25 protein-coding genes are annotated in these 26,309 nt (G+C 41.8%); 19 read left to right on the top strand and 6 right to left on the bottom strand.

Going from position 1 to position 26,309, the window contains the following annotated elements; translation table 11 throughout:
- Positions 1-39 precede the first annotated feature (39 nt).
- The 9 genes from BMX50_RS03415 to BMX50_RS03375 all read left to right on the top strand — a co-directional run bounded on the left by BMX50_RS03415 (position 40) and on the right by BMX50_RS03375 (position 8,308).
- Positions 40-834: a DUF4099 domain-containing protein gene (locus tag BMX50_RS03415; RefSeq protein WP_091207654.1), complete on the top strand. Its 795-nt coding sequence runs from the start codon at positions 40-42 to the stop codon at positions 832-834.
- Between the two features lie 161 nt (positions 835-995).
- A complete protein-coding gene (locus BMX50_RS03410; protein ID WP_091207652.1) occupies positions 996-3,017 on the top strand; it encodes a type IV secretory system conjugative DNA transfer family protein in 2,022 nt (673 codons plus the stop codon).
- Positions 3,018-3,019: 2 nt separating this feature from the next.
- Positions 3,020-3,493, top strand: a complete 474-nt coding sequence (locus tag BMX50_RS03405; protein WP_091207649.1) for a M23 family metallopeptidase — start codon at positions 3,020-3,022, stop codon at positions 3,491-3,493.
- Between the two features lie 4 nt (positions 3,494-3,497).
- Positions 3,498-4,769: a zincin-like metallopeptidase domain-containing protein gene (locus BMX50_RS03400; protein ID WP_091207646.1), complete on the top strand. Its 1,272-nt coding sequence runs from the start codon at positions 3,498-3,500 to the stop codon at positions 4,767-4,769.
- A gap of 5 nt (positions 4,770-4,774) precedes the next feature.
- Positions 4,775-5,575 carry a DUF4099 domain-containing protein gene (locus BMX50_RS03395; protein ID WP_091207643.1) on the top strand — a complete coding sequence of 267 codons (801 nt, stop codon included), beginning with the start codon at positions 4,775-4,777 and terminating at the stop codon, positions 5,573-5,575.
- On the top strand, positions 5,575-6,198 hold the full coding sequence (locus BMX50_RS03390; protein ID WP_091207639.1) for a hypothetical protein: 624 nt from the start codon (positions 5,575-5,577) through the stop codon (positions 6,196-6,198). The genes BMX50_RS03395 and BMX50_RS03390 overlap by 1 nt, the downstream gene beginning before the upstream one ends.
- 10 nt (positions 6,199-6,208) lie before the next feature.
- Complete coding sequence (locus BMX50_RS03385) at positions 6,209-6,682, top strand: PH domain-containing protein (protein WP_143065072.1); 474 nt, start codon at positions 6,209-6,211, stop codon at positions 6,680-6,682.
- Positions 6,683-6,736: 54 nt separating this feature from the next.
- Complete coding sequence (locus tag BMX50_RS03380; protein WP_091207635.1) at positions 6,737-6,973, top strand: hypothetical protein; 237 nt, start codon at positions 6,737-6,739, stop codon at positions 6,971-6,973.
- Positions 6,974-7,294: 321 nt separating this feature from the next.
- Complete coding sequence (locus tag BMX50_RS03375; RefSeq protein WP_091207633.1) at positions 7,295-8,308, top strand: YiiX/YebB-like N1pC/P60 family cysteine hydrolase; 1,014 nt, start codon at positions 7,295-7,297, stop codon at positions 8,306-8,308.
- 11 nt (positions 8,309-8,319) lie between these two features.
- Here the strand turns inward: BMX50_RS03375 and BMX50_RS03370 are convergent, their stop codons facing one another.
- Genes BMX50_RS03370 through dinB form a run of 3 tightly spaced genes read right to left on the bottom strand, consistent with a single transcriptional unit; the run spans position 8,320 to position 12,673 of the window.
- Positions 8,320-8,553 (bottom strand): hypothetical protein, encoded by a 234-nt coding sequence (locus tag BMX50_RS03370; RefSeq protein WP_091207631.1) that lies wholly within the window; start codon positions 8,551-8,553, stop codon positions 8,320-8,322.
- Between the two features lie 13 nt (positions 8,554-8,566).
- Entirely contained in the window at positions 8,567-11,509 is a 2,943-nt protein-coding gene (gene dnaE / locus BMX50_RS03365; protein ID WP_091207628.1) for a DNA polymerase III subunit alpha, read from the bottom strand.
- 6 nt (positions 11,510-11,515) lie between these two features.
- Entirely contained in the window at positions 11,516-12,673 is a 1,158-nt protein-coding gene (gene dinB / locus BMX50_RS03360) for a DNA polymerase IV (RefSeq protein WP_091207626.1), read from the bottom strand.
- A 144-nt stretch (positions 12,674-12,817) separates the two neighbouring features.
- Between dinB and BMX50_RS03355 the strand changes: the two genes are divergently transcribed.
- The 6 genes from BMX50_RS03355 (at position 12,818) to BMX50_RS03330 (ending at position 17,931) form a co-directional block, all read left to right on the top strand.
- Entirely contained in the window at positions 12,818-13,306 is a 489-nt protein-coding gene (locus tag BMX50_RS03355) for a hypothetical protein (protein WP_091207623.1), read from the top strand.
- 6 nt (positions 13,307-13,312) lie between these two features.
- Positions 13,313-14,116 carry an SOS response-associated peptidase gene (locus tag BMX50_RS03350; RefSeq protein WP_091207620.1) on the top strand — a complete coding sequence of 268 codons (804 nt, stop codon included), beginning with the start codon at positions 13,313-13,315 and terminating at the stop codon, positions 14,114-14,116.
- Positions 14,117-14,176: 60 nt separating this feature from the next.
- Positions 14,177-15,067 (top strand): DUF72 domain-containing protein, encoded by an 891-nt coding sequence (locus BMX50_RS03345; protein WP_091207616.1) that lies wholly within the window; start codon positions 14,177-14,179, stop codon positions 15,065-15,067.
- 6 nt (positions 15,068-15,073) lie between these two features.
- Positions 15,074-15,301, top strand: a complete 228-nt coding sequence (locus BMX50_RS03340) for a hypothetical protein (protein ID WP_091207613.1) — start codon at positions 15,074-15,076, stop codon at positions 15,299-15,301.
- Positions 15,302-15,316: 15 nt separating this feature from the next.
- Positions 15,317-16,090: a DNA-formamidopyrimidine glycosylase family protein gene (locus BMX50_RS03335; protein WP_091207611.1), complete on the top strand. Its 774-nt coding sequence runs from the start codon at positions 15,317-15,319 to the stop codon at positions 16,088-16,090.
- Positions 16,091-16,302: 212 nt separating this feature from the next.
- Complete coding sequence (locus BMX50_RS03330) at positions 16,303-17,931, top strand: DUF4209 domain-containing protein (RefSeq protein ID WP_167667794.1); 1,629 nt, start codon at positions 16,303-16,305, stop codon at positions 17,929-17,931.
- A 98-nt stretch (positions 17,932-18,029) separates the two neighbouring features.
- On the opposite strand, the gene BMX50_RS03325 is transcribed toward BMX50_RS03330, so the two are convergent.
- From BMX50_RS03325 to BMX50_RS03315, 3 genes are all read right to left on the bottom strand, one after another.
- Positions 18,030-19,199 carry a hypothetical protein gene (locus BMX50_RS03325; RefSeq protein WP_143065071.1) on the bottom strand — a complete coding sequence of 390 codons (1,170 nt, stop codon included), beginning with the start codon at positions 19,197-19,199 and terminating at the stop codon, positions 18,030-18,032.
- A 212-nt stretch (positions 19,200-19,411) separates the two neighbouring features.
- Positions 19,412-19,636 (bottom strand): helix-turn-helix domain-containing protein, encoded by a 225-nt coding sequence (locus BMX50_RS03320; RefSeq protein WP_091207602.1) that lies wholly within the window; start codon positions 19,634-19,636, stop codon positions 19,412-19,414.
- Between the two features lie 300 nt (positions 19,637-19,936).
- Entirely contained in the window at positions 19,937-20,167 is a 231-nt protein-coding gene (locus tag BMX50_RS03315) for a helix-turn-helix domain-containing protein (RefSeq protein WP_091207600.1), read from the bottom strand.
- Positions 20,168-20,474: 307 nt separating this feature from the next.
- Here BMX50_RS03315 and BMX50_RS03310 point away from each other — a divergent pair, with 307 nt between their 5' ends.
- The 4 genes from BMX50_RS03310 to BMX50_RS03295 all read left to right on the top strand — a co-directional run bounded on the left by BMX50_RS03310 (position 20,475) and on the right by BMX50_RS03295 (position 26,305).
- Positions 20,475-20,756 (top strand): hypothetical protein, encoded by a 282-nt coding sequence (locus BMX50_RS03310; RefSeq protein WP_091207597.1) that lies wholly within the window; start codon positions 20,475-20,477, stop codon positions 20,754-20,756.
- A gap of 54 nt (positions 20,757-20,810) precedes the next feature.
- A complete protein-coding gene (locus tag BMX50_RS03305; RefSeq protein WP_091207595.1) occupies positions 20,811-21,410 on the top strand; it encodes an RNA polymerase sigma factor in 600 nt (199 codons plus the stop codon).
- A gap of 65 nt (positions 21,411-21,475) precedes the next feature.
- Positions 21,476-22,516 (top strand): FecR family protein, encoded by a 1,041-nt coding sequence (locus tag BMX50_RS03300; protein ID WP_243487932.1) that lies wholly within the window; start codon positions 21,476-21,478, stop codon positions 22,514-22,516.
- 75 nt (positions 22,517-22,591) lie between these two features.
- A complete protein-coding gene (locus BMX50_RS03295) occupies positions 22,592-26,305 on the top strand; it encodes a SusC/RagA family TonB-linked outer membrane protein (protein WP_091207589.1) in 3,714 nt (1,237 codons plus the stop codon).
- The last annotated feature ends 4 nt before the right edge of the window (positions 26,306-26,309 follow it).

Raw genomic sequence — 26,309 nt, 5'->3', positions numbered from 1 at the left:
ATTATCTACTGAAGTCCATTACCTCCTAAACAAAACAATATGCTAAACCCTCAATCATTTAGCGAAAAGGATTTACCATTAAAGAGCCTCGCAGCCGTAGACCTTGTTCAAGGTGACCTCATCTTTCTTGAACCCACCGATAAAAATGCCTTGTTAGGCGGACGACGGACACGCCTCGTTGAACTCCGAAACCTTGAATTTGCAGAAATGAAGATCGCTTCACTCCAGGCAAAGCTATCGCTCATCAGGAATCAACAAGGGGTACCCGTTTTATTGATTAGCCCCGTGTATTTACAAAGCACCGGCCCAAATCACCTGTCAAAGGAAGAAATGAATCTGTTGGAATCGCGCCGGCAACTGGTCATCGAAAAGCAGGTGACCGCTATTGACGGTTCACCCAAACACGTACTGATAGAATATGACCGGGAAACCAATCAGTTTTTGGAAACTGACGTGAACGATCTCATTGCACCGGAAAAGGTTAACGGCTATCAGTTATCCAAAGAACAGCAGGAGGATTATAAGCGGGGCAAGATCATTGAAATACCGGATAGCACCAGGCTGCAATTTACCGCCACAGATTCCCAGGGCATGCGGGCCAATAAAATGGAGCTGATCGCTACCATAACAATCAATGGCCAGGAAATTTATAATTCCTTTTATAACCTGAAGACGCTAAGGGATTACTCGCACGACTATCAGGAACACCCGCCAACTAATGCATATTTAAATGCCCTTGCTAACCTGCAGACGATTGAAATGGAACAACCCATAGTTCCTGATATTCAACCGGACGTTGAAACACCATCCAATACCTACCATAGGTCACGATGAACCTCTAAACGGAGTTAAGCAGGCTAATACCAGAAGATCGCCCTTCATAGCGATCAAATATCCTTCAATCCAAACCCCTGTTAGGGTGCGTTCAGCAGGTTACATTTCCCGGTAACAGTGCCCCGGCATCTGCTTTTCAAATTCTCAAATACTACAATTTCATGGAAGAAACACGTGAGCAACAACGCCTGCACGGCTTTTTGCAATGCCTGATCTATGTCTCTATCGCACTGGAATTTTGTGTGTTCGTTTATCCCCAAGCCCCATTCTGGGGCATCCTTGCGCATGCGCTCGATAAGATCAGCCAAATACCGATTTACCAGCAATTGCTTTACAGTAAACTCTCAACGCTACTGCTCATCTGCCTGGTCAGCGTGGGCACTTTAGCAAAGAAACAAACAGACCTCAATCCCAAATCCCAGATCCTTTATCCATTAGCTATCGGCCTGTTGCTATTTTTTGGTAGCACGATCTGCTACAACCGGGACTCTGCCGATGCATTCGGCCATACCAGCTGGTTTAATCTCATTTATATGGCCGCCTCTCTAACGGGAGCCATCATGATTAGCCTTAGCTGCGACAACATCTCCAAATTTATTCGCACCGGCCTCGGTAAGGATAAATGGAATGTGGAAGGCGAAAGCTTTATGCAGCCGCTCAAGCCGGTGGAAACGCCTTATTCGGTCAACATCCCGATGCAGTTCTACTACAATAAGAAAGTGCATAACGGGTACATACCTATAGCAAACCCCTTTAAAGGTGTGCTTCTTATAGGCGTACCTGGATCTGGAAAATCCTTTGGCATTGTTTGCCCATACCTGCGGCAAATTATCGCTAAAGAGTTTTGCGTCTGTCTATATGATTACAAGTACCCTGATTTAGGCAAGGTTGCATACTACCATTACCTGCTCGCCAAACAGCACGGCAAATGCCTGAAGCATAGTTTCCACGTCATCAACCTGACCGATCCCGAGCGAAGCAGGCGTATTAATCCCTGGCGAAGCGATTACCTTCAATCTCTCGCCGATGCATCTGAAAGCGCCGAAGGTTTGGTAGAGGCGATGAAAAAAGGTGATAAATCAGGCGGCAGCGACCAGTTTTTTACGCAATCGGCCATCAACTTTTTGTCTGCCTGCATTTACTTTTTCAGTAAGCACCAGACCGGTAAGTTTTCGAGCTTGCCGCATGTGTTATCGTTTTTAAATCATTCCTACGAGGATATTTTCAATACCCTCTTTTCTGAACCGGAGTTAGTATCGTTACTGTCGCCATTTAAGAGCGCTTTTATGGCAAAAGCTTTCGACCAGTTGGAGGGCCAAGTCGGCACACTCAAAATCTTCATCAGCCGGTTAGCGACAAAGGAAACTTTTTGGGTATTCTCCGGGGACGATTTTAACCTCAAAATATCCGAACCGGAAACACCTGGAATGTTGGTGATCGCGAATGATCCTAATACGCAAAATATCAATTCGGCCTGTTATTCAGTAGTCATTAACCGATTGACCAAACTACTTAATAACAAAGGCAATCTCCCGTCAGCGCTGGTCATCGATGAAATTCCCACCCTGTATACTCACCGCATCGAGAATATTTTGGCAGTTGCGAGATCCAATAAGGTGGCCATTTTAATGGGGTTGCAAGAGTTGCCGCAATTTAACCAGCAGTATGGCAAAGAAACAGCGGCAACAATTACCTCCGTAGTGGGTAACGTACTGGCCGGTGCGGTACGAAATAAAGAAACATTGGATTGGCTCGAACGCCTGTTTGGTAAATCCAAACAGATCGGCGAAAGCCTTTCCATTGACCGTAACAAAACATCTACATCGCTACAGGAAAAACTGGAAGCCTTGATACCAGCAGGTAAAATGGCATCCTTAAATACCGGCGAAATGGTCGGCCTCCTGGCGGCGGACGTTCAGCAGACCTACACTGGTCAGTTTGAAACTTCGGCAATTAATTGCCGCGTTAACCTGAATGCGGAAGAAATAGCACTCGAAGAAAAGAACTATCGTGACCTTCCGGTTTATTATCATTTCGGCGATAAAAAGGATGAAATCCTCCGCCAGAACTTCAACCGCATAAACAGCGAAACAGAAGCAATTGTCAAACAGTTCCGCCAAAAAAGTGCGCCTCCGGCTACAGCGCCCGAGAAAGAAACTCAATCAGTCATTCAGAAAAAATAACCATGAAGCGAACCTGTTACCTGGTCTTAGCTGCTTGCTTAGCTATGACTGGCCCCGCTTATGCGCAAGTGAGTTTACCATTGAAACACCTCCGCGTAACCTCATCCTTCGGTAACCGCATTCATCCATTAACTGGCAAAGATTGCTTTCATGAGGGTGTAGACCTCCGTGCCCATAGCGACACCGTTTATGCAGCCATCCCAGGTCGGGTAGCTTCAGTCGGTTATCATCCTTTTATCGGCATTTTTATTAAAATACAAAATGGCCCGCTATGCGCCATCTATGGGCACCTTTCGATGTGCCTGGTTGCCACCGGTGATTCATTAGCCTGCGGCATACCCATCGCCATCAGCGGTGCCACGGGCAGGATCACCGCTGAACACCTTCATTTTTCCATCCGGTACTATAACGGGTATATCAACCCGCTGACTTTTCTATCGGCGGCATTAAAAAATCAAGAAACAATTAATCATTAATCCCATGAGCGAAAATCAAAAACCGCTATCAGAACAGGTTGCCGAAAAAATGGCTGGCCTGTTAAATGAAGACAGATCGATCTTCACTAAAGCCATCAGAGAAGATGGTACATCTCAGTTTAACACGCCGATCAATGCGCGTACAAAGCAACCTTACCGGGGTGCGGCAGCACTTGTATTGATGATGCAGAACCGTCGCGATCCCCGTTGGCTTACCTATGACCAGGCAAAATTCAATCGCACTCCGGTAAAGCGCGGTGCCTACGGAGTCGATATTGAGTTTAACTCAACGCGTGAACTACGCCAAAAGACTGAAAACGGCCAGCCCGTAGTTAAAGAAAACGGCGCACCAAAGATGGAGCGGGTCAAATTGGATGAACCGGTCGCGGTAACAGCGAGGATGTTCAACGGCAAAGACCTGATGAACCTCAAATCCGGCGAGGTGAAACCGCATGAAAAGACCCCGATGGAGCGGGCACAGGTCATTATCGATAACAGCCAGATCAAAATTGAACCGGCGGGCCTCATGACCACTTACGACCGGGAGAAGGATGCTATTCAAATTTCATCGATGGAAGATTTCGACAGACCAGAGTTATATTATGCCGCCGCTTTACGCGAAGTTGCCGCAGCAACCTCCCATGAAACCAGGCTTAACCGTCCGGAAACAGATCTGCCGCAATCAGATCAGATCGTCAGAGAATCACTCCGCACCAACATCGCCGCAGTTTTCATGAGCGCACAGCTTAACCTGCCTTACGAGCTTGGCGAACATGCCAACATGACAAAGGATTGGGCCAAACTGATTGCCGAAGAACCGGGTGAGTTATTTAACGCGGCAAACGACGCCCAGAAAATCGCCGATTACGTCATGCTCTACGAGCGTCAGCCAGCCCAAAAGCAGGAAGTTAGTCAGGATCAAAAGCAAAACCAATCCCAATCGGGTAAACTGGAAGTAGGCCTGGAAATCCCCTACAATAACACCACTTACAGAATCATCGAAAAACAATCGAAAAATGCGGTCAAGATTGAAGACTTGACCAGCCATCAGAAAATCAGGATCACTCCTTCGATGGGGCTTTATAAATCCTTGCTTAAAGAGTTAAATAGTCCTGGTAGCGCCGAAACGCTCGACCTCAAACAAGATCAGCAGCAGGGCGAAAAACGAGAGGAACAAACTAAGCAGGAAGGCAATAAAGAAGGCCAGCAACAGGAAAATGAACCTGTGGTTGCTCAGGATATCGAACACAATGCCGGAAACCGTTTTAAAAGATAAGCTAAATGAAACAACAACTTTATGAAGCGCAACAGCTTCCATACAATGAACTGGAAAAGGTAGGTCTGGCCAGGGAAGGAAAGTTAACCATTGACCAGGATAACCTGATGACTTTATTATCCGGCAGGCGCACGGAAATGCTGCGCCTTAAAAATCAGTTCGCGCCGGAACTTAACCTGCCCGAGTTTGATGCCAAACTCTCTGTTAGGCCTGCTAAGGAAGGCGGCCTGGAACTCATGGTTCATCCAATTTATAAAGAAGCGCCACAGCTGCCTTATCTGACGGATACCGAAGCCCTGAACCTCGAAGAAGGGCACGTACCCAACATTGAGAAAATGATTTTTGACGATGAAGGTGATCCACAGGATATCCTCATTGAGTTTGATGAAGAAACCAATGAGTTTATCGTAACTGATCAGAGCCGTATCCTGGTACCTGACCGCATTAATGGCGAGGATCTGTCACTCGATCAAAAGGAACGGTACCGCAAGGGTAAAGAAGTCGAATTGCAGGACGGCACAAAGGTTCAGTTTTCAGCGAAAGAAAAGGAAGGTTTGCGCTCCAACAAAATGTTGCTGATCGCCTCGGTCATTATGGATGGCGGGTTGACGTATGCCGTCTATCATGGCCTGAAAGCACTGTTCGGGCACAAAGAACATGATGCCAAAGCTACAGAGAACAGCAAAGGCTATTACAGCGATCTTGAACAGTTTCAAAAACAAGATCGCCGGGAAACCATGGCGCAAAAGCCTGAAAGTAACAACAAGGAGTACGAACGCTCGTACTCCCGAACCGGCTCCCGATAATGCATCCTTACCTCGACTGGCTTGGAATAAACCCGCAAATTCAAGCCTGGCTGGCACCATCTTTTCAGTCTGATGCTGCCGGAAATATCCTGTTTAAATATGGTAACGAGGCCGAAACTTACGGTATCGGCTTTCACCGGGTCCCGGTGACCGATGAATTTTGGCAGGCTGGCGCTCCAAACATTGCTACCATAAAAAAAATAGTGGTAAGCACGTCGGCAATGGAAGCCATTGCCTGGCTGCACTTCCATGCACCGGCATTTAACGACCTCGACAGTCTCCTGCTATTATCTACCGGCAGTGCTTTATCACTGATTCAGCGTGCCAGGCTAAGCACACTCGGTAAACACAAATCATATGTACTTGCAACCGAAAACAGCCTTTTAGGGTCGGTAATGGATTTAAGTATCGCTGCCGCGATCCGAAGAAAGCCGATTTCTATTCGTCATGAAGCGGGGCAACTCGACATATTTTTCAGGAACCAGGCTTACCGCGTTCAGGCTGATGTATTCAGCCTGAACGCTTTCAGTAAACAGGCAGGTTTTCGCTTTCGGTGTGGCACATCGAAACCAACAGAACATCTCAACTGGCTGCAACTTTTGCTTGCCGAAAAAAATCATTAACGGCTTAATTATGGAAACATCTGATTTTACACCACCCGAAACGCTGCTGATCCGACCGGCCGCGACCTTCGCTTTTATGCGGATATTTGGTTATCTGGTAACTGCCATCGTTATCTTGCTACTGGCCTGGCGCTTTTGGCCCGGATTGACCTGGTTCAGTCTGACTGCCATTCTTATGGCTGCCTATCGGTACTGGTACATCCGTCATATCAAATACCTGATCACCGCTGAATACCTTCAGATTTGCCAGGGCCTGATTTTTAAAAGAGTGGATACGGTCGAACTATTCAGGATAAAAGATTATGTGCTTATCCAACCTGTTTGGCTCCAAATCATGCGACTGATGGATTTGAACCTAAAGACCACCGATCCCGAAAACCGAAACCTCTGGTTACGTGGTATTCCGTGCTCTGACCTGGTAGAAACACTGCGCGAACTGGTGTTAGCAACACGGCGAAACAATGGCGTTTATGAGTTAAACTAATAAAAAAAAGCTTGCAATAGACTAATAAAATTAGTATTTTTAAGTATTGAAGCTATGAAAACATTTGTCTATTTTATCTTTACCATCTGTATTTCATGCGGCCTGATGATGGCCGCAACGAATACTAAGCAGTTCTCTGCCAAAGCCATATTTTTTTTAATTGCTTTTGGAATCTGGGTGCCTTTTTTCAGAGGTTGGAACAACCGCATGAAGAGATACCAGCAGCGTAAATCCGAAGAACGCGGGTTCCAGGAATACATGCGTAATAAAATGCGAAACCAGCGTTATTAAGGATTTTATAAATTTTTATAACTTGCAAGTTCTTAAATGTCATTTGAGACATTTATTGTGATAAGGTTTAGGTTTAAAGCCCCATGCAGCGAGTGCTATGGGGCTTTATATTTTCTAACCTTAGTCATTACCCATTTCCTTACAATGGTATCGCAAGTCTGCGAAACCTCTCTCTCCAAATAAGCGATATATTTTCCCGCAAGAATTAATATGACTTTCTACAGCTTATAAATAGTCATGCAAGATTCTACCTCCGATTATTAAATCTAAATTCGGGTAACCCCAAAAAATCAGCTTAATTTTGCAAACTCAATTTATACCATGCCAGAATCAAATAATAAGTTTGTTTTAGATCTTACTAAATTAGAACCAGGAGATATTTTATTAACGATTTCAAGTCGTGAGCTAAGCGCGCTGATGAATCGTGTAACCGGATGCAAATATCATCACGCCATTTTATATGTAGGTGACTCCAGCTATATCCATTCTTACGATTTAGGAGTGCAGGCAGATAACCCAATGCGCGACCTGTATGAATTAGAAGACGATGTAATAGCGCTTCGGCTCAAAAGTAGCGACGATAAAGTTATTCAAAATGCGATGAACAGCGTGCGTAAAAAAGTCGGTACCCAATACTCATTAGCTGAAGCCAAAGCGGTACTGAAAAAACCTGATATTGATGCTACTGAAGCAAATCGGCAATTTTGCTCGCGTTTAGTTGCACAAGCATACGCTGATGCCGGTGTAGAGTTGGTTCCTAATTCTGACTATTGCTCTCTGAACGATCTGATGACATCCGATAAAGTAGAGATCATTGCGAATGTTTTAAGGGAAGGAACTGCAGCAGAGATAGCTCATGCACTTGAAGGAAGCCCTGAGCTTGAAGAGCAAAAACATATTCAGAATTCAATATTGGAAAACGCCAGAAATATAACTGGCAAGGATATCCAAACATTTGATCAGATAGAGCAAATAATCATCAGTTATCCTGAATTTGATGTACCGATAACCGATGTTATAAAGGCCTCTGGGTACTTAGATCACTGGAAAAAGGAAATGGCGAAAAATCCGCAAAACTATAGTTTCAAGGATTTTGCCAATCATTACCCGAAGCACGTATGGCCAGGAGTCATCCAAGCCTACTATAGCACTGGTTATAGGCATTATCATAGCTATAGAATACAACTTGAAGTGTTAGAAAGTGCTTATAAAAAGCAGCCATTAGAGTATAGCAAAGTCCATATCGAACTACTCAAAAATTTGATGATCATGTTTGGTAAAATGATGGAAACTATGAACGAGGCAACCATTGAGTTATTAGTGGATAACAAATAGTATTCGTTCCATTATATTACCTGCTGTCTTAAGCTATCGCCAATAACACGTAAATCATCAACGTTAAAATAAGGTACGCCTAAAGTTTGATAAGCGCCATCTTTTTTCCTGGAGATATAACCTTTGAAACAACCTCCTTCAGAAATCATGAAACATGGGCCGATTTCGCCTGGCATAGCCTTTTTATCGAATTGCAACTCTATTTCCTGACCGGCAATCAGGCATTTAATGATTATTCTATCCATTGTTATATTGCGTTTAAGAAATTACGGGATTTGGGAAGATTGGCAGTTTGGCAAATTTGAGCACTTCTAAACTGGCAAACCCAAACTCTGCAACAACTTTCCCAAGTATCAAATAACATCCGGCCCCACGAAATGGATAAGTAGGGGTATTGTTAGGAAAGTGTACCGTGTCGAATGTGTTGCCTTCTACATCGAGAAAGTTACCAAACCACATTTTTTGATTGTATTTCGTATGAACTGTTTTTTCACATACGTACAGGCCTACCATTTTTACCTGCTGGCCAACATGATTGATCAGATCATTCGCACAGATTTCACCTCTGTAATCTGTTTGCAAAAGTTCAAACATGGTCATGCTAACGGGAAAACCCAGCAACTCCAGTTCATGATACGCATTCTCTAACCGCGTATTGACCAAAACAGGAAGGGAGTAATTCTTAGTTTCAACCTTAAATAACTCCGCATTATTATTAGGCTTTGTTTTCGCACCTAATAACAGGTGTATCGCCCAAAGCAGTTCCTTTTTACTTTTTCCTGTAAATCGTAGCGCACCAACACGAATCAGCGTGATCGTTTGCTCTAAACCAATCCCCGTTCTTTTTACAAAATCTTCTAAGCTTTGATATGACCCATTTTGACGGCGTTCTGCCGGGATCATTTCAATAAGTTCCTCATTTAGGCCGTGAATACCGACAAATCCCAGATAAACATCGACTCCTGAAATATTCACCAGGCTGTCACTGTTATTCACGCATGGCAAATGAACAATGCCTCCCGACCTTTGCAACTCCTGCACGTACAACGCCCGGTCATAAAATCCCCCGTAATTATTCAGCACTGCAACCATGAACTCCCGCGGAAAATAGGTCTTCAGGTGAAGGCTTTGATAGCTTTCTACAGCAAAGCTGGCCGAATGTGCTTTGGAAAAACTGTAACCCGCAAAAGAGGCAACCTGCCGCCACACCTCTTTAACTACTGCCTCCGGACGGCCCAAATTCAACGCACCTTCATGGAAACGCTCCACCAACCGGTCAAATTCTTTGTTTGAACGGTATTTGCCGCTCATGCCGCGCCGGAGGATATCCGCATCCGTTCCGTCCATGCCTGCGAAATGAATACAAACTTTAATTACATCCTCCTGGTACACCATCACACCATAGGTCTCTTCAAGCTGTTCTTTCATCACCGGATGCAGGTATTTCACTTGGTCCGGTGCGTGATGATTTTTAATATACTCGCCCATCATTCCGGAACTGGCTACGCCTGGCCGGATAATCGAACTTGCGGCGACCAACACGAGATAACTATCACACCCCAGCTTACGGTTTAGCTGGATCATTGCCGGAGACTCGATATAAAAACAACCTTTCGTGTTTCCAACCCGCAAATTGGCGTTGACCACCGGATCTTTCATGAAATTTTTGACCTGGTGAATGTCAATCTTACGTTGTTGATTTTCCTCAACCAGTTGAACCGCCATTTTAATATGTCCGATTCCCCGCTGACTGAGGATATCATATTTGTCAAATCCAATCTTCTCCGCTTCGTACATATCCCACTGTACGGTAGCCATCCCTTTTGGAGGCAGATCAAGCGCGGTATAATAAGTAATGGGTTCTTCTGTAATCAGCACGCCACCGGCATGAATCGAGCGCTGGTTAGGCATATTGGCCATCCGCTCATAAATGGCGGTGATCTTTTTAAAGGCATCGTTATCACGATTGAAAGCCAGCCTGGTTGGATCAGTAAAACCATCAATTTCAGCTTTGGGCAGGCCCATTACTTTGCCAATTTCGCGGATAATGCTCCGATCTTTGAAAGTTGACATCGTGCCTAATAAGGCAGTATGCTGACTGCCGTAGCGCTTAAATATATAATCCTGCACATCTTCCCGTTCATCCCAGGAATAGTCGATATCAAAATCAGGCGGTGAGGTCCGTTGCGCATTCAGGAACCGTTCAAAATAAAGGTTCAGCTCAATCGGGTCCACATCAGTTATTTTCAGGCAATACGCGACAATGCTGTTAGCGCCAGAACCCCGGCCAACATGGTAATAGCCCTGAGAACTGGAATACCGGATAATATCCCAGGTGATGAGGAAGTAGGCGCAAAAGTCCAATTCATAAATAACCTTCAATTCATGCCTAACCCGGCGCAACGCCTCTTTGTCAGATTTACCATAACGGTATTCCATACCGCTCAAGGCCAGCTTCTCCAGCAACTCCCGGTCGTTTTTTTTGTTACCGGTGAATGTTCTCCGATTTAAATTGATGCGACCTTTGGGATAATCCATCACACAGCTGTTCATGAGGTTGCGTGTATTATCCAGTATAAAAGCATACCGGGCAAACTTAGCCTCTAACTGTCCTGGCGGAAGAAACATATCAGTTGGCGCACATTTATCGTCCGGTGTAACCTCGGTCAGTACGACGTTCAGATCAATACCCCGCAAATATTCATGTAAGCGATATTCGATCTTATCGTTTACGAACACCGGCTGTAGAGCCAGGAGTTTCTGTTTGATGCCTGTCAGATCAGTGTTAAACAACCGGTTAAGCTGATGGTAACGAATGCCCAGGTATTCATTTTCTTTCAGCGGTTCCTGGTGGCCGTATGGGTAAACGATATAAGCATTTGTAAACGCTGGTGCGAGGTCAGGTAGGGGCTTCTGCTCCAGGTTGTGTTCGGTCAGGTAATCATTCAACTCCTTCATTCCTTCCTTGTTCCGCGCAATGCCGAAATATAGCAGCTTTTTATCCCGCCTGAACTCCATGCCGGCAATGGGCTTAATGCCTTTCTCATCGCACTCCCGCATAAACTCCATAATACCCGTTGAATTGTTAATATCCGTGAGCACCATTTGCGTTACACCACGCGCAATAGCTTCCTCCACTAATGCCGGGATCGACATTGTGCCGTAGCGTAAGCTATATTGGGAGTGGACATTCAGATACATGGCTCACTATAAATTAAGATTGATACCTGACGCCAGCTTGATGGCATCGGGGCCAAACCGGCGACGGATTTTATCCATCGCCTGGCAAAGACTGTATTGTTCTTCTGATTCCGTGTATAAATCTATCTGTTCAAAGCCATTGACCAGATTGGATAACCGCACACCAACCAGACGTATAAGCAATCGCTTTTGATAAGCCTGTTTAAAAAGCTCTTTAACCTTTTTGATGAGCGGAGCATCCAAAGCAGTATAAGGGATAGTGGCCTGTTTCGTCACATCTTCCCGCGTCGAATAACGCACTGTCACGGTTACACAAGCGGCCTGTTTTTGCTTTTGGCGCAGCTCGAAAGCCAGATCCATCACCATAGAGGTTAGTAAATAATTAATCGATACCAGGTCGATACTATCATTTTTGAATGTGGATTGCGTACCGATGGATTTTTGCTCCTGGTAAGGAATGATCGGCGATTCATCGATACCCTGCGCTTTCTGTAACAGCCAAATACCATTCTTTCCCAGTATGCTGTTCATGTATTCGGGATGTACCTGCGCCAGTTCGTGAATCCGCTTGATACCCATATCACTCAGTTTCACAAAGGTTTTCTCGCCCAAACCGGGGATTTTCCGAATGGACAAAGGGTTTAAGAAAGGCTGTACAACAGCCTTTTCTATATTCAGTTCCCCATTTGGCTTACATTCGTTGGTGGCCATTTTGGAAACTATTTTATTGACCGATAACCCGAATGATATGGGCAACGCCGTTTCTTTCATGACCATGGCGCGCAATTCTTTAGCATAACGCAGGGTTCCGAAATGCTTGTCCATGCCGGTCATATCGATATAATGCTCGTCAATACTGGCTTTTTCAATCAGCGGCACATTTGCTTTAAGGATATCCGTGATCTCATGGGATGCTTTGGAATACTCATCCATATTGCCTCTGATCCAGATGCCATGAGGACAAAGCATACGGGCCATCCTTGCGGGCATGGCGGAGTGAATACCAAATTTTCGTGCTTCATAGCTACACGAGGCCACTACACCGCGATCCGACAAACTACCGATGATTACCGGCTTGCCTATCAGTTCAGGATTTTTGCGAACTTCGACGGATACGAAAAATGCATCCTGGTCCATGTGAATGATTTGGCGGTCTGTGCTCATTTATGCCCTTGAATTATTATTACACGATCAGTTTTTAATCACATCATGATTGATTTTGTTCGTTTAGAAAACGGAGAACAAAACTAATACTAAAAATATTAGCAAATTGTTTATATTTGAAAATAATTTTGGAGGATAGGCTAAATGGCTGATAACTTGTTTTATAATCCATTTTTACGCATCAAGGAGGATACGATCCGGAAACTGATGGCGATGGGTAAACCGCATGTGGTCATCCAGCGTTTTCAATGGCCTGGACAGCCCTTACAGAAAACGTTTCTGCTTTCCGCTTATGAACAGGAATATGAAGCGCATTTGCATGAACGTGAATTGCGTTCTAATGAAGGTAAAGCACAAAACCTGCTCGATCTCACTCAATATCAAAATATAATCAAACTGCTCAAGCCGGCTGAAGGTATCGGCGTTTTTTTTGCCGGTACCATTGATGCGAAACATGAAGCACGTTTGCAAAAAGCCTATGCCAAAGCCGTTTCAGCGTATATCCATCATATCCGCATGAAAAAGGAAGATCACTACGATGTGCGTATATTTGTTGAATACGGGCGATTAAAAGCGGAGATCAGTTCAGGCGATCAAAGTCACACGGCGCTCTTTTATGATATGATTAAATAAATTCTCATGTGCAGGGATATTAGCTTTCATTCAGAAATACAAATAGTCACCAAGGATTTCCAAGGAATCAAACTGTCGCCCGATCTGGCGCATTATCCAAATGATATGATCCATGTGACATGCGAGAGCTTTCCCACTCATCCAATAGTAGTTAACCGGCAGATGCTGGCATTGGCTAATATGAGTTGGGGTGTTGTGCCGATATTTGTTGACGATCCCAAGCAACGGCAAATACAACGAAGAAACTACGTAAATGCACGCTCCGAGCGTGTCATTGAAGATAAAAGATCCTATTGGTATAAGTTACGCAAGAACCGCTGCCTTATTCCGGCAACCGGTATCTATGAACATCGTAAAGTTCAAGGCTTTAAAAACAAAATCCCATATCATGTCAGCCTCGTTGGTCGTGAACAGTTTTATGTTCCGGCATTGTACCAGGTAAGTCAGGAGGTCGATCATTCTACGGGCGAAATATACAGTTTTGCTTCATTCGCCATGCTCACTCGCGGGGCTAACGAGAAGATGAGCTGGATTCATAACGATGGCGACAACAAACACCGCATGCCTTTATTTCTGACTAAAGAAATGGAACAGGCATGGGTATTGGATGACTTAAGCGATGATGATATTGATGAAATCTTTCACTATAGCATTCCATCGGATCAAATTAAGCACTATCCGGTATTCTCGATTCGGGGAGGTAAAGCACAGCCGGAGGGTAAAGAGCGGGACGCGTTCTACGATTGGGGTGGAAAGTTGCCTGTTTACGACCAGGATGAACCTCCTCAAGTGCAATCCAATTTGTTCTGATCACGTGCAACCCGAAGACTAAGCCCCATATTTTTTAAAATCATTACATAACTTCGACCTATGAACTTTGGGAAAGAAAATATAGATATTTCAAGCTTCGATTATCATTTACCGGCAGATACTAACCTGACCACGGCCACATTAGCAAGCGAAGAGAATGCCAACCCGTTTGTAGCGCATGTTGGGGCACCTAAGTGGGGGTATAAAAATTGGTCAGGAGTCATCTATCCCCATTACACCAAAGACAAGGATTTCCTACAATATTACGTCAGGCACTTTAATGCCATCGAACTCAACGCCACTTTTTATCAGACGATGCCGCCGGAACGAATGGCCGCCTGGAAAGAGTTGGTCAGGGACAGGGCAGATTTTAAATTTTGCCCGAAGTTCCCGCAGAGCATTACCCATATCCGCAGGTTCAAAAATGTAGAACAGCAAACGGACGAATTTTACACGAGCATCGCGGTGTTAAGGGAAAATCTTGGTCCTGTATTTCTTCAAATGGCCGAAGGTACTTCACCAAAAACCTTTTCCGACCTCAAAGCATACTTAGTTACTTTGCCAACCGACGTTCCGCTATTTGTTGAGGTCAGAAATAAAAACTGGATTGATCCCCGGCATAGAGGTGATCTTTTTAGTTTTTTGAAAGAAACAAACATAGGCGCGGTTATCACTGATACCCTGGGTAGAAGGGATTGCCTGCACATGGAATTACCTACGCCACATGCGTTTATCCGTTTTGTCGCCTGTGGTGATGATCGTATAGATTATCTAAGATTGGAAGAGTGGGCCAAACGTCTGAAAATATGGAAGGAAAAGGGACTTCAGTCACTATACTTTTTTATTCATGCCGGTGACGCACCTTCGCTATCCTTGTATCAATTTTTTATAACAACGCTCAATAACCAACTGGGCCTAAATATCAATCTGCCAGGAAACACCCTTGATTAAATAATAATGGAAGAGCAAAACCCAGCATTTAATTTTGATTTGGTTTATGCTGGAAAAGTCGTGAACTGTAAGGTAGTCATGCAGCCACAAGGTTATGAGGTGATTTTCGATGGCCGGTTTATGGCGACGATCGCTCATACGGATGATTGGACGTGGATACAGGAATCCGGGGTTATATTGCCGGACTCAATCATCGAAGAAATCGGCTTGCACGTCGAAAGTGAATACAAATAATTAAAGCAAATTCTTATGCCTGAAATTCCAGATTTGAACGTATTTAGCGCGAACCTGACCAAACGCCTTGTTGGTAAATCGCTTACCGCTATCCATATACTTGTTTCCCGCAAAATCAAAACGACTGAAGCCGATTTTGATGCAGCCCTTACAGGCCAAGTATTAACGGCAGTGAAACGAATCGGCAAACAGCTATTCTTTGAGTTCGGGCAAAATCACCTATTGGGACTACATCTGATGCTTTATGGCTCAATGCACTGGTATGAAGGCAAGAATGAAAACAAGTTTACTATCGTGGAATTGCTGTTTTCTGATGGTACCGGGTTAGCAATAACAGACTGGCAAAAATCAGTAATGTTAACCCTTGATCCGGTTATCTCCCCAGTGCCCGATGCCATGCAAATGCCGGATGGCTATCTGCAATCTGCTTTGAAAAAAAGTGCAAAGCCGATCAAAACGGTATTGACCGATGGTAAAACAGTTCAGGGTATAGGTAACGCTTATGTGGATGAAATCCTTTACGCCGCAAAAATATCGCCTTTTTCAAAAGCCAATAAAATTCCTGAGAGCAATATTGAAATCCTTAGTCAGGCAATCAGAGGAGTATTAACAGATGCTGAAAATCACATTCTTTTTCTTTTCCCGGACACCATCACTGAAAAAGAGCGCGATTTTTTACAGGTACACCGCCCGAAACAAACACTTACGCTTAACGGTGAACCTATTCTTAAAGCAGAACTTGATAAACGTAAGACATATTATACTGGAAGTCAGCAATTATTTGAGTAAAACGCGGTCAATACGATATACCTCAAACTAAGGCTTTTTAAGCATATCAGTTTCTTAACATAATACATAGTTGACGCCATCTCTTTGAGTGGTAAACGACCGTTTTATGGTAAGGGATGAATTGTCAAAACAACCTTAGAGTTTGTTTTGATTTTACTGCGCAGATAGACTGCGCATCTATTTACGTAATTTGTTCTATAATTTCAATCACCATGGAACAAGTTCAGTTAACCGTGCCTGACGGCATTTTTAAAGGTAAATTACATGCTGCGATTTGGCAGCTTCAAAATAAAAGTGATTTCGATAAGCAATTGATCGACGATTTGCTGCTAATCCTGAAAATGGATCTCAGACAGATTAGCGAAGAAATGCTCAGGGAAAATTATAAACCCGAAACGGTAGAGCGCTTTACTAAAATCGACATCATACCAATTACTAATAATAAAGAATTACTTGCCAGAGTACTGGATATACAAATAGTACTTAATCGCACACTGATTGGCAAACATCTCAAAAATGTCGCTGGCTACTATTATGATATTTTTTCGATCAAAGAAGATTTCGAGTATTTGGTTAGATACCTGGCAGTTATCAAACAAGCAAAGGCAATATTTAGTGGGCAGTTAACCGATATTTTTGACCGCCTTAAACCTATCCTTGTGAGCAAACCTTCTCCTTATTGGCTTTCCCGGATTTGTTTTGAGTTAACAATTGTTTTTGGCAAGGAAGAAAGCCAGAATCTGCTTAAAAATCTGTTAGAGAAACGTAAAGCTGAATATTTGTCAAAAAGGGAATATCAATCTGCAATTTGGTGTGTAGATGGGTTACAGGGCATAGGCGTGTTTAATGAGCAAGAACGCCATGTTCAAGCTGCACTTGTTTTGGAGCAGGAAGCTGATCAGATTGTTGCCGAACGTCAGCCCAATACATATTATCCAACACTTTCAAATAAATTGTCTGCTGCGCTGAATTTGGTTTTCGATGTTCAGGAAGGCCAGGAAGTAAAAAAACGTTTAATCGCGAAATTGGAAGCTGCACGATTGGATGACATCAAAATGGTAGCGGTTGGTGGTGCTAAAATAAGCCCGGAAATTGATTACGACAAACTTCTTGAAACCGTTAACCAGATGAATATTAATAGTTTTCAAGATGGTTGGCGAACGTTGTTAGGCATACCTGTTTTAACAGAAAGTCTTTTTAATCCTTCTGGCGCAAAGCCGGAACCCACATTTTTCGATCAATTTTTTGATACTTATATCCGATTGTCCACTAAAGGCAAGCCAATCGGTACAACTAAGGGCGACGCTGCTAAAATGAATGAAGCACGGTTAAATGCCAGAGAAATATTGATTATCCTCTTGAAAATGATCAAAAATAAGATGGATATTTTTGGTATCCCACCGGAAGAATTTATGCTACAGAATCTGGTGGATATAAAAAGTTCCTTTATACCCAATAGCCGGCTTAGGATTTATGCACGTGGTTTGGCTGCAGGTTTTGAAAACGATTTTTTATTGTCGGCTCACTTATTAGTTCCTCAGCTTGAGAATAGCTTTCGGCATGTGGCTGAGCTAAAAAAAATATCGGTAACGAACTACAACCAAGACGAAGAGTTTGAAAACACATTTGGCGGGGTACTGCAAAAGTTAACCGGCGTATTTGGCGAGGAGGTTATAGTGGAGTTACAAAGTTTTTTCCTTGATAGCTCCAATGTTAATTTTAGAAATGAATTGATGCATGGCTTCATGGATGAACGCCGTATCGAGCATTATGCCATCTATGCGTGGTGGTTGACTTTAAAATTTGTCTATCAAACCGAAGGGTATTTTAAAGAGGAATAATCAGTGAATTGAGACAATTGTTTTTACAACTGGTCAAACCTTTGCTATCGCTTGCGCTGGAAGAAAGGTTGGCCAGTTATACAAAGACGTACTAATCATTAGCAAAATTTTACATTTACGGCTGTAGTTCGGTTGCCAATATTGAAGCCTTGTAACACGCTTTTTAAAATGATGTGCGGATTCTTTTGAATATATGCCGCCAAACGATCCAATCTATCTGCATTGGGCACCTGGTTAATTACCTCAAATTTGTTTTTTGATGAACGGGTTACGGTAATGCTGAAATCAAACGATTTTGGTTCATCCTCTCCATCATTAATGACAGTTGCTTTGATCTTTTTCCCTTTATCTACTTCAATGATAGTTGTACTTTCTACCCGTATTTCTCTACCCACAAAGCCAGCAGCATATTTTAACCGCTCCGCAATCGGCTGATGATTGAGATGTTCATCAGCCAGCCAAAATAATTCATTAAAAAATTCCCGAATCAGCTTGTAAAACGGCTGTAAGAACTCGATGTTTTTGATACGCAAAACGTAGTAACGTTTAACCTCATCAACGGTCTCTGTCCATAAAGCAGCTTCGTCAAATTCCTGCTCCCAGTCAAGCATATGATTAGAGTCTTTAACGAATTTAGACAATTCGGTACCCTCAATATCCGGAAACTCGCCATTGTTGTGCATGATCTTATTTCTCAAAAGCCTTAAAGGTTGTAGTTTTTCTATGTAAGGTTTAATAGTCGTTACGTTCAGTCCGATCACTTTTTCAAGATACTTTACGATTCCATCCAGGTAGTTCTTTTGTACCAGATCTTCTACCGTCAAAATATGATTCCCTAACAGCCTCAATAACTCCGCAAATCTCCTGAACTGCCCCTCCAGTATAGAATACAGCATAGCAGTGGCAGATTTGTTATAATGGTCGATCATTTCTCGATGATTTCTATCGACAAATTCTTCAGCTGATTGCTCTTCTCCTTCAATATAGGCGAAATTGGCTTTGTGCGCTGCCCAAGCGTTCTTTTCGCTATCATCACCCGAGATTTCTTCATATGCTTCCTTGTAAACTTCATTAGCTGCTTTCCATTGCACTCTAAAAGTATTTTTAATCTTTTCTTTCTCACTTAGATATGACTGGCCATAAAGCGTCATTGTTGCTTCCACATTCCTTTCAAACGTATCAATCATGTCTTCGAGGTGGATCAATAAAGCATCAAAATCAGATTGAGGTTTTCCGTATAGGTATCGTAATGTTAATTCAAAATCCATGAGGTGTGCGATGATAGTTTACGAAGTTCGGTAGAATTCTTAATGTAGATAACGCAAATTTTAAGATTTAGCATTACCTAAAATCTTCGCGCATGCACCTGCTTCGAATTAAGGAAGACGAGAAAAGTGTTAGAGTGAAAAATAAATAAGGAAAAATAGAGCCAAGAAAATGTAATTAATTCACAACCGACTATCGGTTTTCAACGACACAATTAAAAATCCATTAATTCTTTAAGAGGTATGCCAAGTCCCTTAGCCAACTCACTCAAGCTGATAAAAGTCATATTGAACTCGCCCTTCTCATATTTTTTGATCGTAGAAAACTCCAATTCGCACTGCTGTGCAACCTTGCGATAAGACAACTTTTTCTTTTTGCGCAGCGAAGCAACATGCTTTCCAAAGCTTGTAAGAAGTAATTTATGTGCTTCGCTCTCCACTTAAAAAATTAAGAAAAGCGAAAATTGACTTTTTACTGCTTAAAAGTGTTGTAATATATTACAACACTTTTAATAATTTTGTAGGTATATTTAGAGACCAATTGATTAAACCCGGTATTCTAAAAACAACTGAATGCCATTCATTTAGCAAGGAATGAGGACTAAGGACGACAAAAAATTGCCGCCGACAATTGCCACAAAAACTGGCAATAAAAATCGTAGACAGCTATATTTTGGTATAGCTTTATTGTTATTATGGGGGCTAATATATATGGTTATTCATTTAGGTTGGATTAAAACCTAAATAGTGAAATTGAGTAATTCCTTCGGATCTACTTCAAGAGCCTTAGCAAGAAGTATTATTCGTGACAATTGCAAATCATACAATCCTCGTTCCCATTGAGAAATTTGGGAACCGTCTGCAAAACCACATTTGATGCCAAGAGTGTCCTGAGTTAATTTCTTCTTTTTCCGGACTGAAGCAAGGTTTTTTGCAAACTCTTTTTTTATGTTTTCGATGTCTAAATCCATCACCAATAATATGATGGGAAGTTCAGAAGTTTATTTCAATTAAAATTGGAGGTATAACTCCACTTTTAATTGAAATTATTATATTTGTTTTGCAATTCTTCTCGTAATAATTGAAGCAATTGCTTTTGTCTCGGAACAGAAACCCGCGAAATTTCTACCCGCGAGACGTAAGTGATAGCCCATACCATAGGTATATGCCATAGGTGTGGGCTCGCTTATCGTGGGTGGGTCCTTCGCGGGTACCTTGTTTCGGTAAGTTGAGTCCGCCCTATGGCATTTACATTCGACAAAACATTAACTGTTTAGTATGGGAGCAATAAATTTCGATAACAGTCCTTCCTTAGAAACACCTTTTAAAGATGTATTGGCTAATTTTTTTGTAGTCAATACTCCTGAAACCATGAAGGTGTTCGCCTGGAAAATCTTTCAATGCTGGACATTAAAAGATTGCAACCAGAAAGCGGAAATCTCCGACGAAAAGCTTGCCCTGTTCTTAGATCAGTTAATTGGCCTGGTGGCTGCTGCGTACAACGTTCACCAGGCTAACAATGCAGCCGAAACTAAGGAAGGGTTAACTAATCCCACGTAAAGCACAATCCGAACCTGGACGCTAATTATATATGAGTGGATAGTCAAGGCAGTTATGGTACTCAACGATGAAGAATTAAAGGTTTTAGTCATCGCGATAAAAAATGGCGACGAAATTGCCTTTGAAAAATTTTACGATATACATAGCCGCAATCTTTACAGCAGAATTCTGCGCATCATTAAGGATGAAGAAATCGTTCAGGAGATTCTTCAAGATGTTTTCCTAAAAATCTGGACAAAACGCGATACACTCGACCCCGAGAAACCAATAAAAGCCTATCTTTTTAAAATCGCCGAAAACTTAGTATATAAACATTTTAGAAAAATTGCTCAGGATCAAAGACTTATTGAGCAGTTAATAGAGAATAATATCGACTACGTATTACCAGTAGAAGATAAAATAATCGAAAGCGAAACCAAAATACTCATCAATAAAGCGATAGAAAGCTTGCCCCCTCAACGCAAGATTGTTTTCACCTTATGTCGCTTAGAAGAAAAGAGCTACAAAGAAGTAAGTGAACTGCTCGGGATCTCCGTTTATACCATCAACGACCACCTGGTAAAAGCCAACAAATCAATAAAGCAGTATTTTCTTGCCAATCAACATTTGGCTCTCCTGGTAATAATCCCTAAAATTTTCAACCATCTAAAATAATTTTTAATTCACAGCAGTGAGAATTAATTCAATTCGGATAATAGCATTAAACGACATTGAATAAAGTGGATTTAAAAGCCCTCCTTGATAAATATTTAAACGATCAATGCACCGCAGTTGAAGCAGCATTATTATTTAGTGAAATTCAAAAGCCCGAGAACGAATTATTAATAAGAAATTTCATAGCGGATGAATTAAAGGGTGATTCGGCTGCGGCTGACCGCCTATTTGTAAATGAGAAAGCTATCGAAACTGTAAAAATGTCGCTTTTGGCCTCGGTTAAAGATGTCAGCGGGAAGAGCAATAAGAACAATGATTTCAGTACCAGGTTTATTAAAATCTTTTTATCTGCGGCGGCAGTATTTATTTTGATGGCCAGCGCTACGATTTATCTCATTTACCGCTCTGAACTCACAGTAAATAAAACGATCAGAGCAGATTTCAAAATGCTGGCGACAAATATTGGTGAGAAAAAAAGAATACAACTTTACGATGGAACTACGATATGGCTTTGTCCATCCAGCAAACTTAAATACCGGGATCAGTTAATAGGTAAATTTCGTGAGGTTAGTTTGGATGGCGAAGCTTTTTTTCAGGTTGCAAAAGATAAGGCACATCCATTTATCATACATAGCGGAAACATGAAAACGGAGGTAGTTGGCACTTCCTTCGATATTACCTCTTATAGTAATCTCAAGATATTTTCAGTTTCTGTAGTTACCGGCATAGTGAAGGTAAGTTCCAATCAACCTCAATCTGCTCTTACTAAAAATGTTATCCTAAAACCTGGGCAAAAAGTCCTCTTTAACCGAAGCGATTTAGAGCTAACTGTTAGTTCGTCTAAAGTCCAGTCTGTTTTAAATAGAAAATCAGGTATACTATCATATAATGGCACACCTATTCAAGAGGTCATAACAGATTTACGACGATATTATGACGCGTCGATCAAACTTGGCGACAATACTTCAAGTTGCCTGTGTTTCGGAGACTTCGATACATCACAACCATTATCCGTCATTCTCAAGCAAATTTCCGTTTCTATCAATGGAAATGTCATTGAAGAGAACGGGGGATTTGTCATTAATGGTGGTTGTAAAGAGCCTTAAATAAAACGAAACCATAAGCTGCAATAGCCAGCACAGTACCACTTTTCCAGTCAAGAATTTAAAAACTAAAAAGAAATGAAAATTTACTTCATGGGAAAGCTATTGCCTTTCCATCCCTATGTGAGGCGGCCTCCGGCAGCCCTAAATCAAGTTCCCTATGCAATTTTCAAAACACTATTTAAACGCAACTTTAAAATGCCTATTAGACCTTTTTTACAATTAGCTTTTAAACGAATATGTCTTATTGCTCTATGTCTATTCGTTTTAATCCCTCTGACTCAGACTAACAAAGCTTTTGGTCAGGATCTCAGTAAATTAATTTCGGTTGATGTAACCGATAAACCACTCAAGGATGTTTTAACGATAATCGGAAAGAAAGCCAAAGTGGGTATTATTTATAGTAATGTAAGTGGAAACCTAAATGCGAAGTTAAGCCTGCATGAAACAAATCAACCATTAAAAAAAGTACTTACCGACTTACTTGTTCCACTTGATTTAGACTTCGACATAATTGGAAATCGAATTGTGATTAAGTCGAAAATTATAAATACTGAAAAACGTGATCTGTCTTCACAAAATTCTTCGCCAACAGATGGCCGGAACTTAAAACTTGTTCATGGCACTATAATAAGCGCAGAAACAAAGCTCCCACTGAACGGGGCATCCATTTATCTCGACAATAAGATAATCGCTCAAACAGATCCGTCAGGTGTATTTTACTTTCGTACCAGTGATACCACCGGAACTTTTCGAATTGTATTTATTGGCTACGCTTCACAAGAAATAAGTTTTGATCAACGGAAAACAGGGCCTTTCAATATTACTTTAATTCCTGATCAAACCTCCCTTAACGAGGTGGTTATTTCAACTGGCTATCAAAATATCCCAAAAGAAAGATCATCCGGATCATACGATCTAATTGATAACAAATTATTAAATAGAAACCCTGGCGATAATATTCTCAACCGCCTCTCTGGTATTGCAAGTGGCCTGCGTTTTAATGGTGAAGCTAATACCAATATCGCCACAGGTTCGGACTCCAGGTTTCTCGGCATTAATATTCGGGGAGTTAGTACACTCTCTGGTAATGTTAGTAGAGATCCACTCATCGTAGTAGATAACTTTCCTTATGAAGGAAATTTAAGTAATATCAACCCCAACGATGTAGAAAATATAACGATCCTTAAAGATGCCGCAGCAGCAAGCATTTGGGGCGCGAGATCAGGTAATGGCGTAATTGTAATTACTACTAAAAAGGGCCGTAAAAATCAGAAGATGTCAGTTGAGGTGAATGGAACACTGACATTTCAGAATAAACCAAATTTATACTACGATAGGAATTTTCTGCCATCATCGGATTATATAGCCTTGGAAACTGATCTTTTTAAGCAAGGCTATTTTAATACCGCCATAAATGATGTTTCTTATTGGACTCCCGTTTCTCCTGTAGTTGATTTACTCGCCGCAAGCCAGGCCGGCACCATTTCACAAGCAGATGCAGCAGCAAGGATTAATTCTTTAATGAATCAGGATGTTAGAAGGGATTACGAAAAATACATCTATCGAAAATCGGTTAATCAGCAATATTCCATTGGAATGCGAGGAGGCAGTGAGCAGAATGCATATACAATGTCTTTGGGCTATGTAAATAATCAAAACCCGTTGATCAGAAATGGATTTAACAGGTTGACGGTAAATGCACAGAACGTTTATACCCCAATTACAAATTTATCGATTACGACTGGTCTAAATTATAGCAGAAATGTCACTGCTCTAAACAATGCGCTAAATTATGGTACTGGAATCTCCGTCGGAGGCAATATTGCGGGAATATATCCTTATGCTCAATTTGCCGACAACGATGGAAATCACTTGGCCATTACGAAAGATTATCGGGCAAGCTATGCAACTAAAGCAACGTCCAGCGGTTTGCTTAATTGGCTTTATAAACCCCTTGATGAGTTAGGCTTCGGTGATAACACCACGACAGTAAATGATCTGGTACTCAATATAGCTGCTACCTACCGCTTTTTGAAGCATTGGAATATCAACCTCCAGTACCAAAATGAAAATCAACAAGTTGGTGGAAGGAATTATCAAAACAAGGATACATATGCCGCACGTACCTTGATCAATCAATTTACAAAATTGAATCCCGGCGCTTCACCAACATATCAGGTACCCGTTGGCGGTATATTGAATCTCTCCAATAATCAATTAATAGCCAATAATGGGCGTGCTCAACTAAACTATGATCAAACTTTTGATAATAAACATGAAATTACTGGTTTAGCCGGTGCAGAGATAAAACAGCTCCAAAATATTGGATATAATAGAAATTTACTGGGTTACGACGACGAATTTGGTACAGCTGTTCAAAATCTCAATTATAGCGACTATGTGCTGATCAATCCATCTGGTTACGGTGTTATACCATCTCCTGGCGGGAACATTTATGGCTCAACAAATCGGTATTTGTCCTATTTTGCAAACCTCGCATATACCTATGATAGTAAATACACGCTGACCGCAAGTGGTCGTAAAGATGGCTCAAACATCTTCGGGGTTAAAACAAATGACCGGGTGACGCCCTTGTGGTCAATAGGTGCAACTTATGATATCGCAAGAGAAAAGTTCTACAAAATAGATTGGTTGCCAAGCTTGCGTTTAAGAGCGAGTTATGGTTTTAACGGCAATGTTTACAATGGCTCAGCTTATGTTACAGGTAGGTACGGGGCAAGCCAAATTACGGGTGCAACAGCGATCTTAAACCTTACAGCACCGAACCCTGAATTACGATGGGAAAAAGTGAAGAATATAAATTGGGGCATTGATTTTGGGACAATCAATAACCGCGTTACAGGAACAATTGAATATTATATCAAAGATGGCAAAGACCTGATAGAAAGAATTCCGCTTTTTAGTTCAAGTGGCTTTTTAGCTTTTAACGGCAATGCGGCGTCAACAACAACAAAAGGGTTTGATATTACGCTAAACAGTAAAAATATTACTGGCAAGTTTCAGTGGATTACCAGTCTCTTATTTAGCACCTTAAAAGATAAGGTAGTCAGCTATGACCAATCGTTAACCAATACCTCTATTCAATCTGTATCCGGCATGCCCGTTGTTGGCCGGTCTATCTATGGACTATACAGCTACAAGTGGGCCGGACTCGATCCGACAAATGGCGATCCGCAAGGCTATTTAAATGGTAAGATTAGTAAAGACTATACAACTATCATTAATAACTTCAATTCCGATAGTTTAAAATACAATGGATCATTACGCCCAACTGTATATGGCTCTATTAGAAATGAATTTTCATACGGTCCATTATCCTTATCTGCGAACATCGGTTTTGAATTTGGCTATTTCTTTCGAAGACCTTCAACAAGCATCAATGCTGCAGATATCATCTCGGCAACCGGTTCTCAAAATATTGATTATCAACAACGATGGAAAAAGCCCGGAGACGAAGCCTTAACAAACGTACCATCAGTAATATATCCGTCAAATAACAATAGAAATACATTTTATAGATACAGCAGTGTATTGGTGGATAAAGCAGATAATATTCGACTGCTGGATGTTCGGTTTGCCTATGTATTAGATAAGAATACCTTAAAAACATTACCATTTAAAAAAATAGAGGTGTTCGCTTATGCAAGCAATCTTGGAATTATTTGGCGTGCAAATAAATATGGCATAGATCCCGATATCTCTGCTTTAGGATTCAATTCAATTCCTACACCATTTACTATGGCCATAGGATTCAATGCAAATTTTTAATCTT

This window comes from Mucilaginibacter gossypiicola, from assembly GCF_900110105.1.
Taxonomy (GTDB): Bacteria; Bacteroidota; Bacteroidia; order Sphingobacteriales; family Sphingobacteriaceae; genus Mucilaginibacter; species Mucilaginibacter gossypiicola.
This window is presented reverse-complemented; position numbering and strand designations above follow the sequence as displayed.

Excerpts from the sequence above, each read along its gene's own strand:
- BMX50_RS03415 (WP_091207654.1), top strand. The coding sequence starts at position 40 with ATGCTAAACCCTCAATCATTTAGCGAAAAGGATTTACCATTAAAGAGC.
- BMX50_RS03410 (WP_091207652.1), top strand. The coding sequence starts at position 996 with ATGGAAGAAACACGTGAGCAACAACGCCTGCACGGCTTTTTGCAATGC.
- BMX50_RS03405 (WP_091207649.1), top strand. The coding sequence starts at position 3,020 with ATGAAGCGAACCTGTTACCTGGTCTTAGCTGCTTGCTTAGCTATGACT.
- BMX50_RS03400 (WP_091207646.1), top strand. The coding sequence starts at position 3,498 with ATGAGCGAAAATCAAAAACCGCTATCAGAACAGGTTGCCGAAAAAATG.
- BMX50_RS03395 (WP_091207643.1), top strand. The coding sequence starts at position 4,775 with ATGAAACAACAACTTTATGAAGCGCAACAGCTTCCATACAATGAACTG.
- BMX50_RS03390 (WP_091207639.1), top strand. The coding sequence starts at position 5,575 with ATGCATCCTTACCTCGACTGGCTTGGAATAAACCCGCAAATTCAAGCC.
- BMX50_RS03385 (WP_143065072.1), top strand. The coding sequence starts at position 6,209 with ATGGAAACATCTGATTTTACACCACCCGAAACGCTGCTGATCCGACCG.
- BMX50_RS03380 (WP_091207635.1), top strand. The coding sequence starts at position 6,737 with ATGAAAACATTTGTCTATTTTATCTTTACCATCTGTATTTCATGCGGC.
- BMX50_RS03375 (WP_091207633.1), top strand. The coding sequence starts at position 7,295 with ATGCCAGAATCAAATAATAAGTTTGTTTTAGATCTTACTAAATTAGAA.
- BMX50_RS03370 (WP_091207631.1), bottom strand. The coding sequence starts at position 8,553 with ATGGATAGAATAATCATTAAATGCCTGATTGCCGGTCAGGAAATAGAG.
- dnaE (WP_091207628.1), bottom strand. The coding sequence starts at position 11,509 with ATGTATCTGAATGTCCACTCCCAATATAGCTTACGCTACGGCACAATG.
- dinB (WP_091207626.1), bottom strand. The coding sequence starts at position 12,673 with ATGAGCACAGACCGCCAAATCATTCACATGGACCAGGATGCATTTTTC.
- BMX50_RS03355 (WP_091207623.1), top strand. The coding sequence starts at position 12,818 with ATGGCTGATAACTTGTTTTATAATCCATTTTTACGCATCAAGGAGGAT.
- BMX50_RS03350 (WP_091207620.1), top strand. The coding sequence starts at position 13,313 with ATGTGCAGGGATATTAGCTTTCATTCAGAAATACAAATAGTCACCAAG.
- BMX50_RS03345 (WP_091207616.1), top strand. The coding sequence starts at position 14,177 with ATGAACTTTGGGAAAGAAAATATAGATATTTCAAGCTTCGATTATCAT.
- BMX50_RS03340 (WP_091207613.1), top strand. The coding sequence starts at position 15,074 with ATGGAAGAGCAAAACCCAGCATTTAATTTTGATTTGGTTTATGCTGGA.
- BMX50_RS03335 (WP_091207611.1), top strand. The coding sequence starts at position 15,317 with ATGCCTGAAATTCCAGATTTGAACGTATTTAGCGCGAACCTGACCAAA.
- BMX50_RS03330 (WP_167667794.1), top strand. The coding sequence starts at position 16,303 with ATGGAACAAGTTCAGTTAACCGTGCCTGACGGCATTTTTAAAGGTAAA.
- BMX50_RS03325 (WP_143065071.1), bottom strand. The coding sequence starts at position 19,199 with ATGGATTTTGAATTAACATTACGATACCTATACGGAAAACCTCAATCT.
- BMX50_RS03315 (WP_091207600.1), bottom strand. The coding sequence starts at position 20,167 with ATGGATTTAGACATCGAAAACATAAAAAAAGAGTTTGCAAAAAACCTT.
- BMX50_RS03310 (WP_091207597.1), top strand. The coding sequence starts at position 20,475 with ATGGGAGCAATAAATTTCGATAACAGTCCTTCCTTAGAAACACCTTTT.
- BMX50_RS03305 (WP_091207595.1), top strand. The coding sequence starts at position 20,811 with ATGGTACTCAACGATGAAGAATTAAAGGTTTTAGTCATCGCGATAAAA.
- BMX50_RS03295 (WP_091207589.1), top strand. The coding sequence starts at position 22,592 with ATGAAAATTTACTTCATGGGAAAGCTATTGCCTTTCCATCCCTATGTG.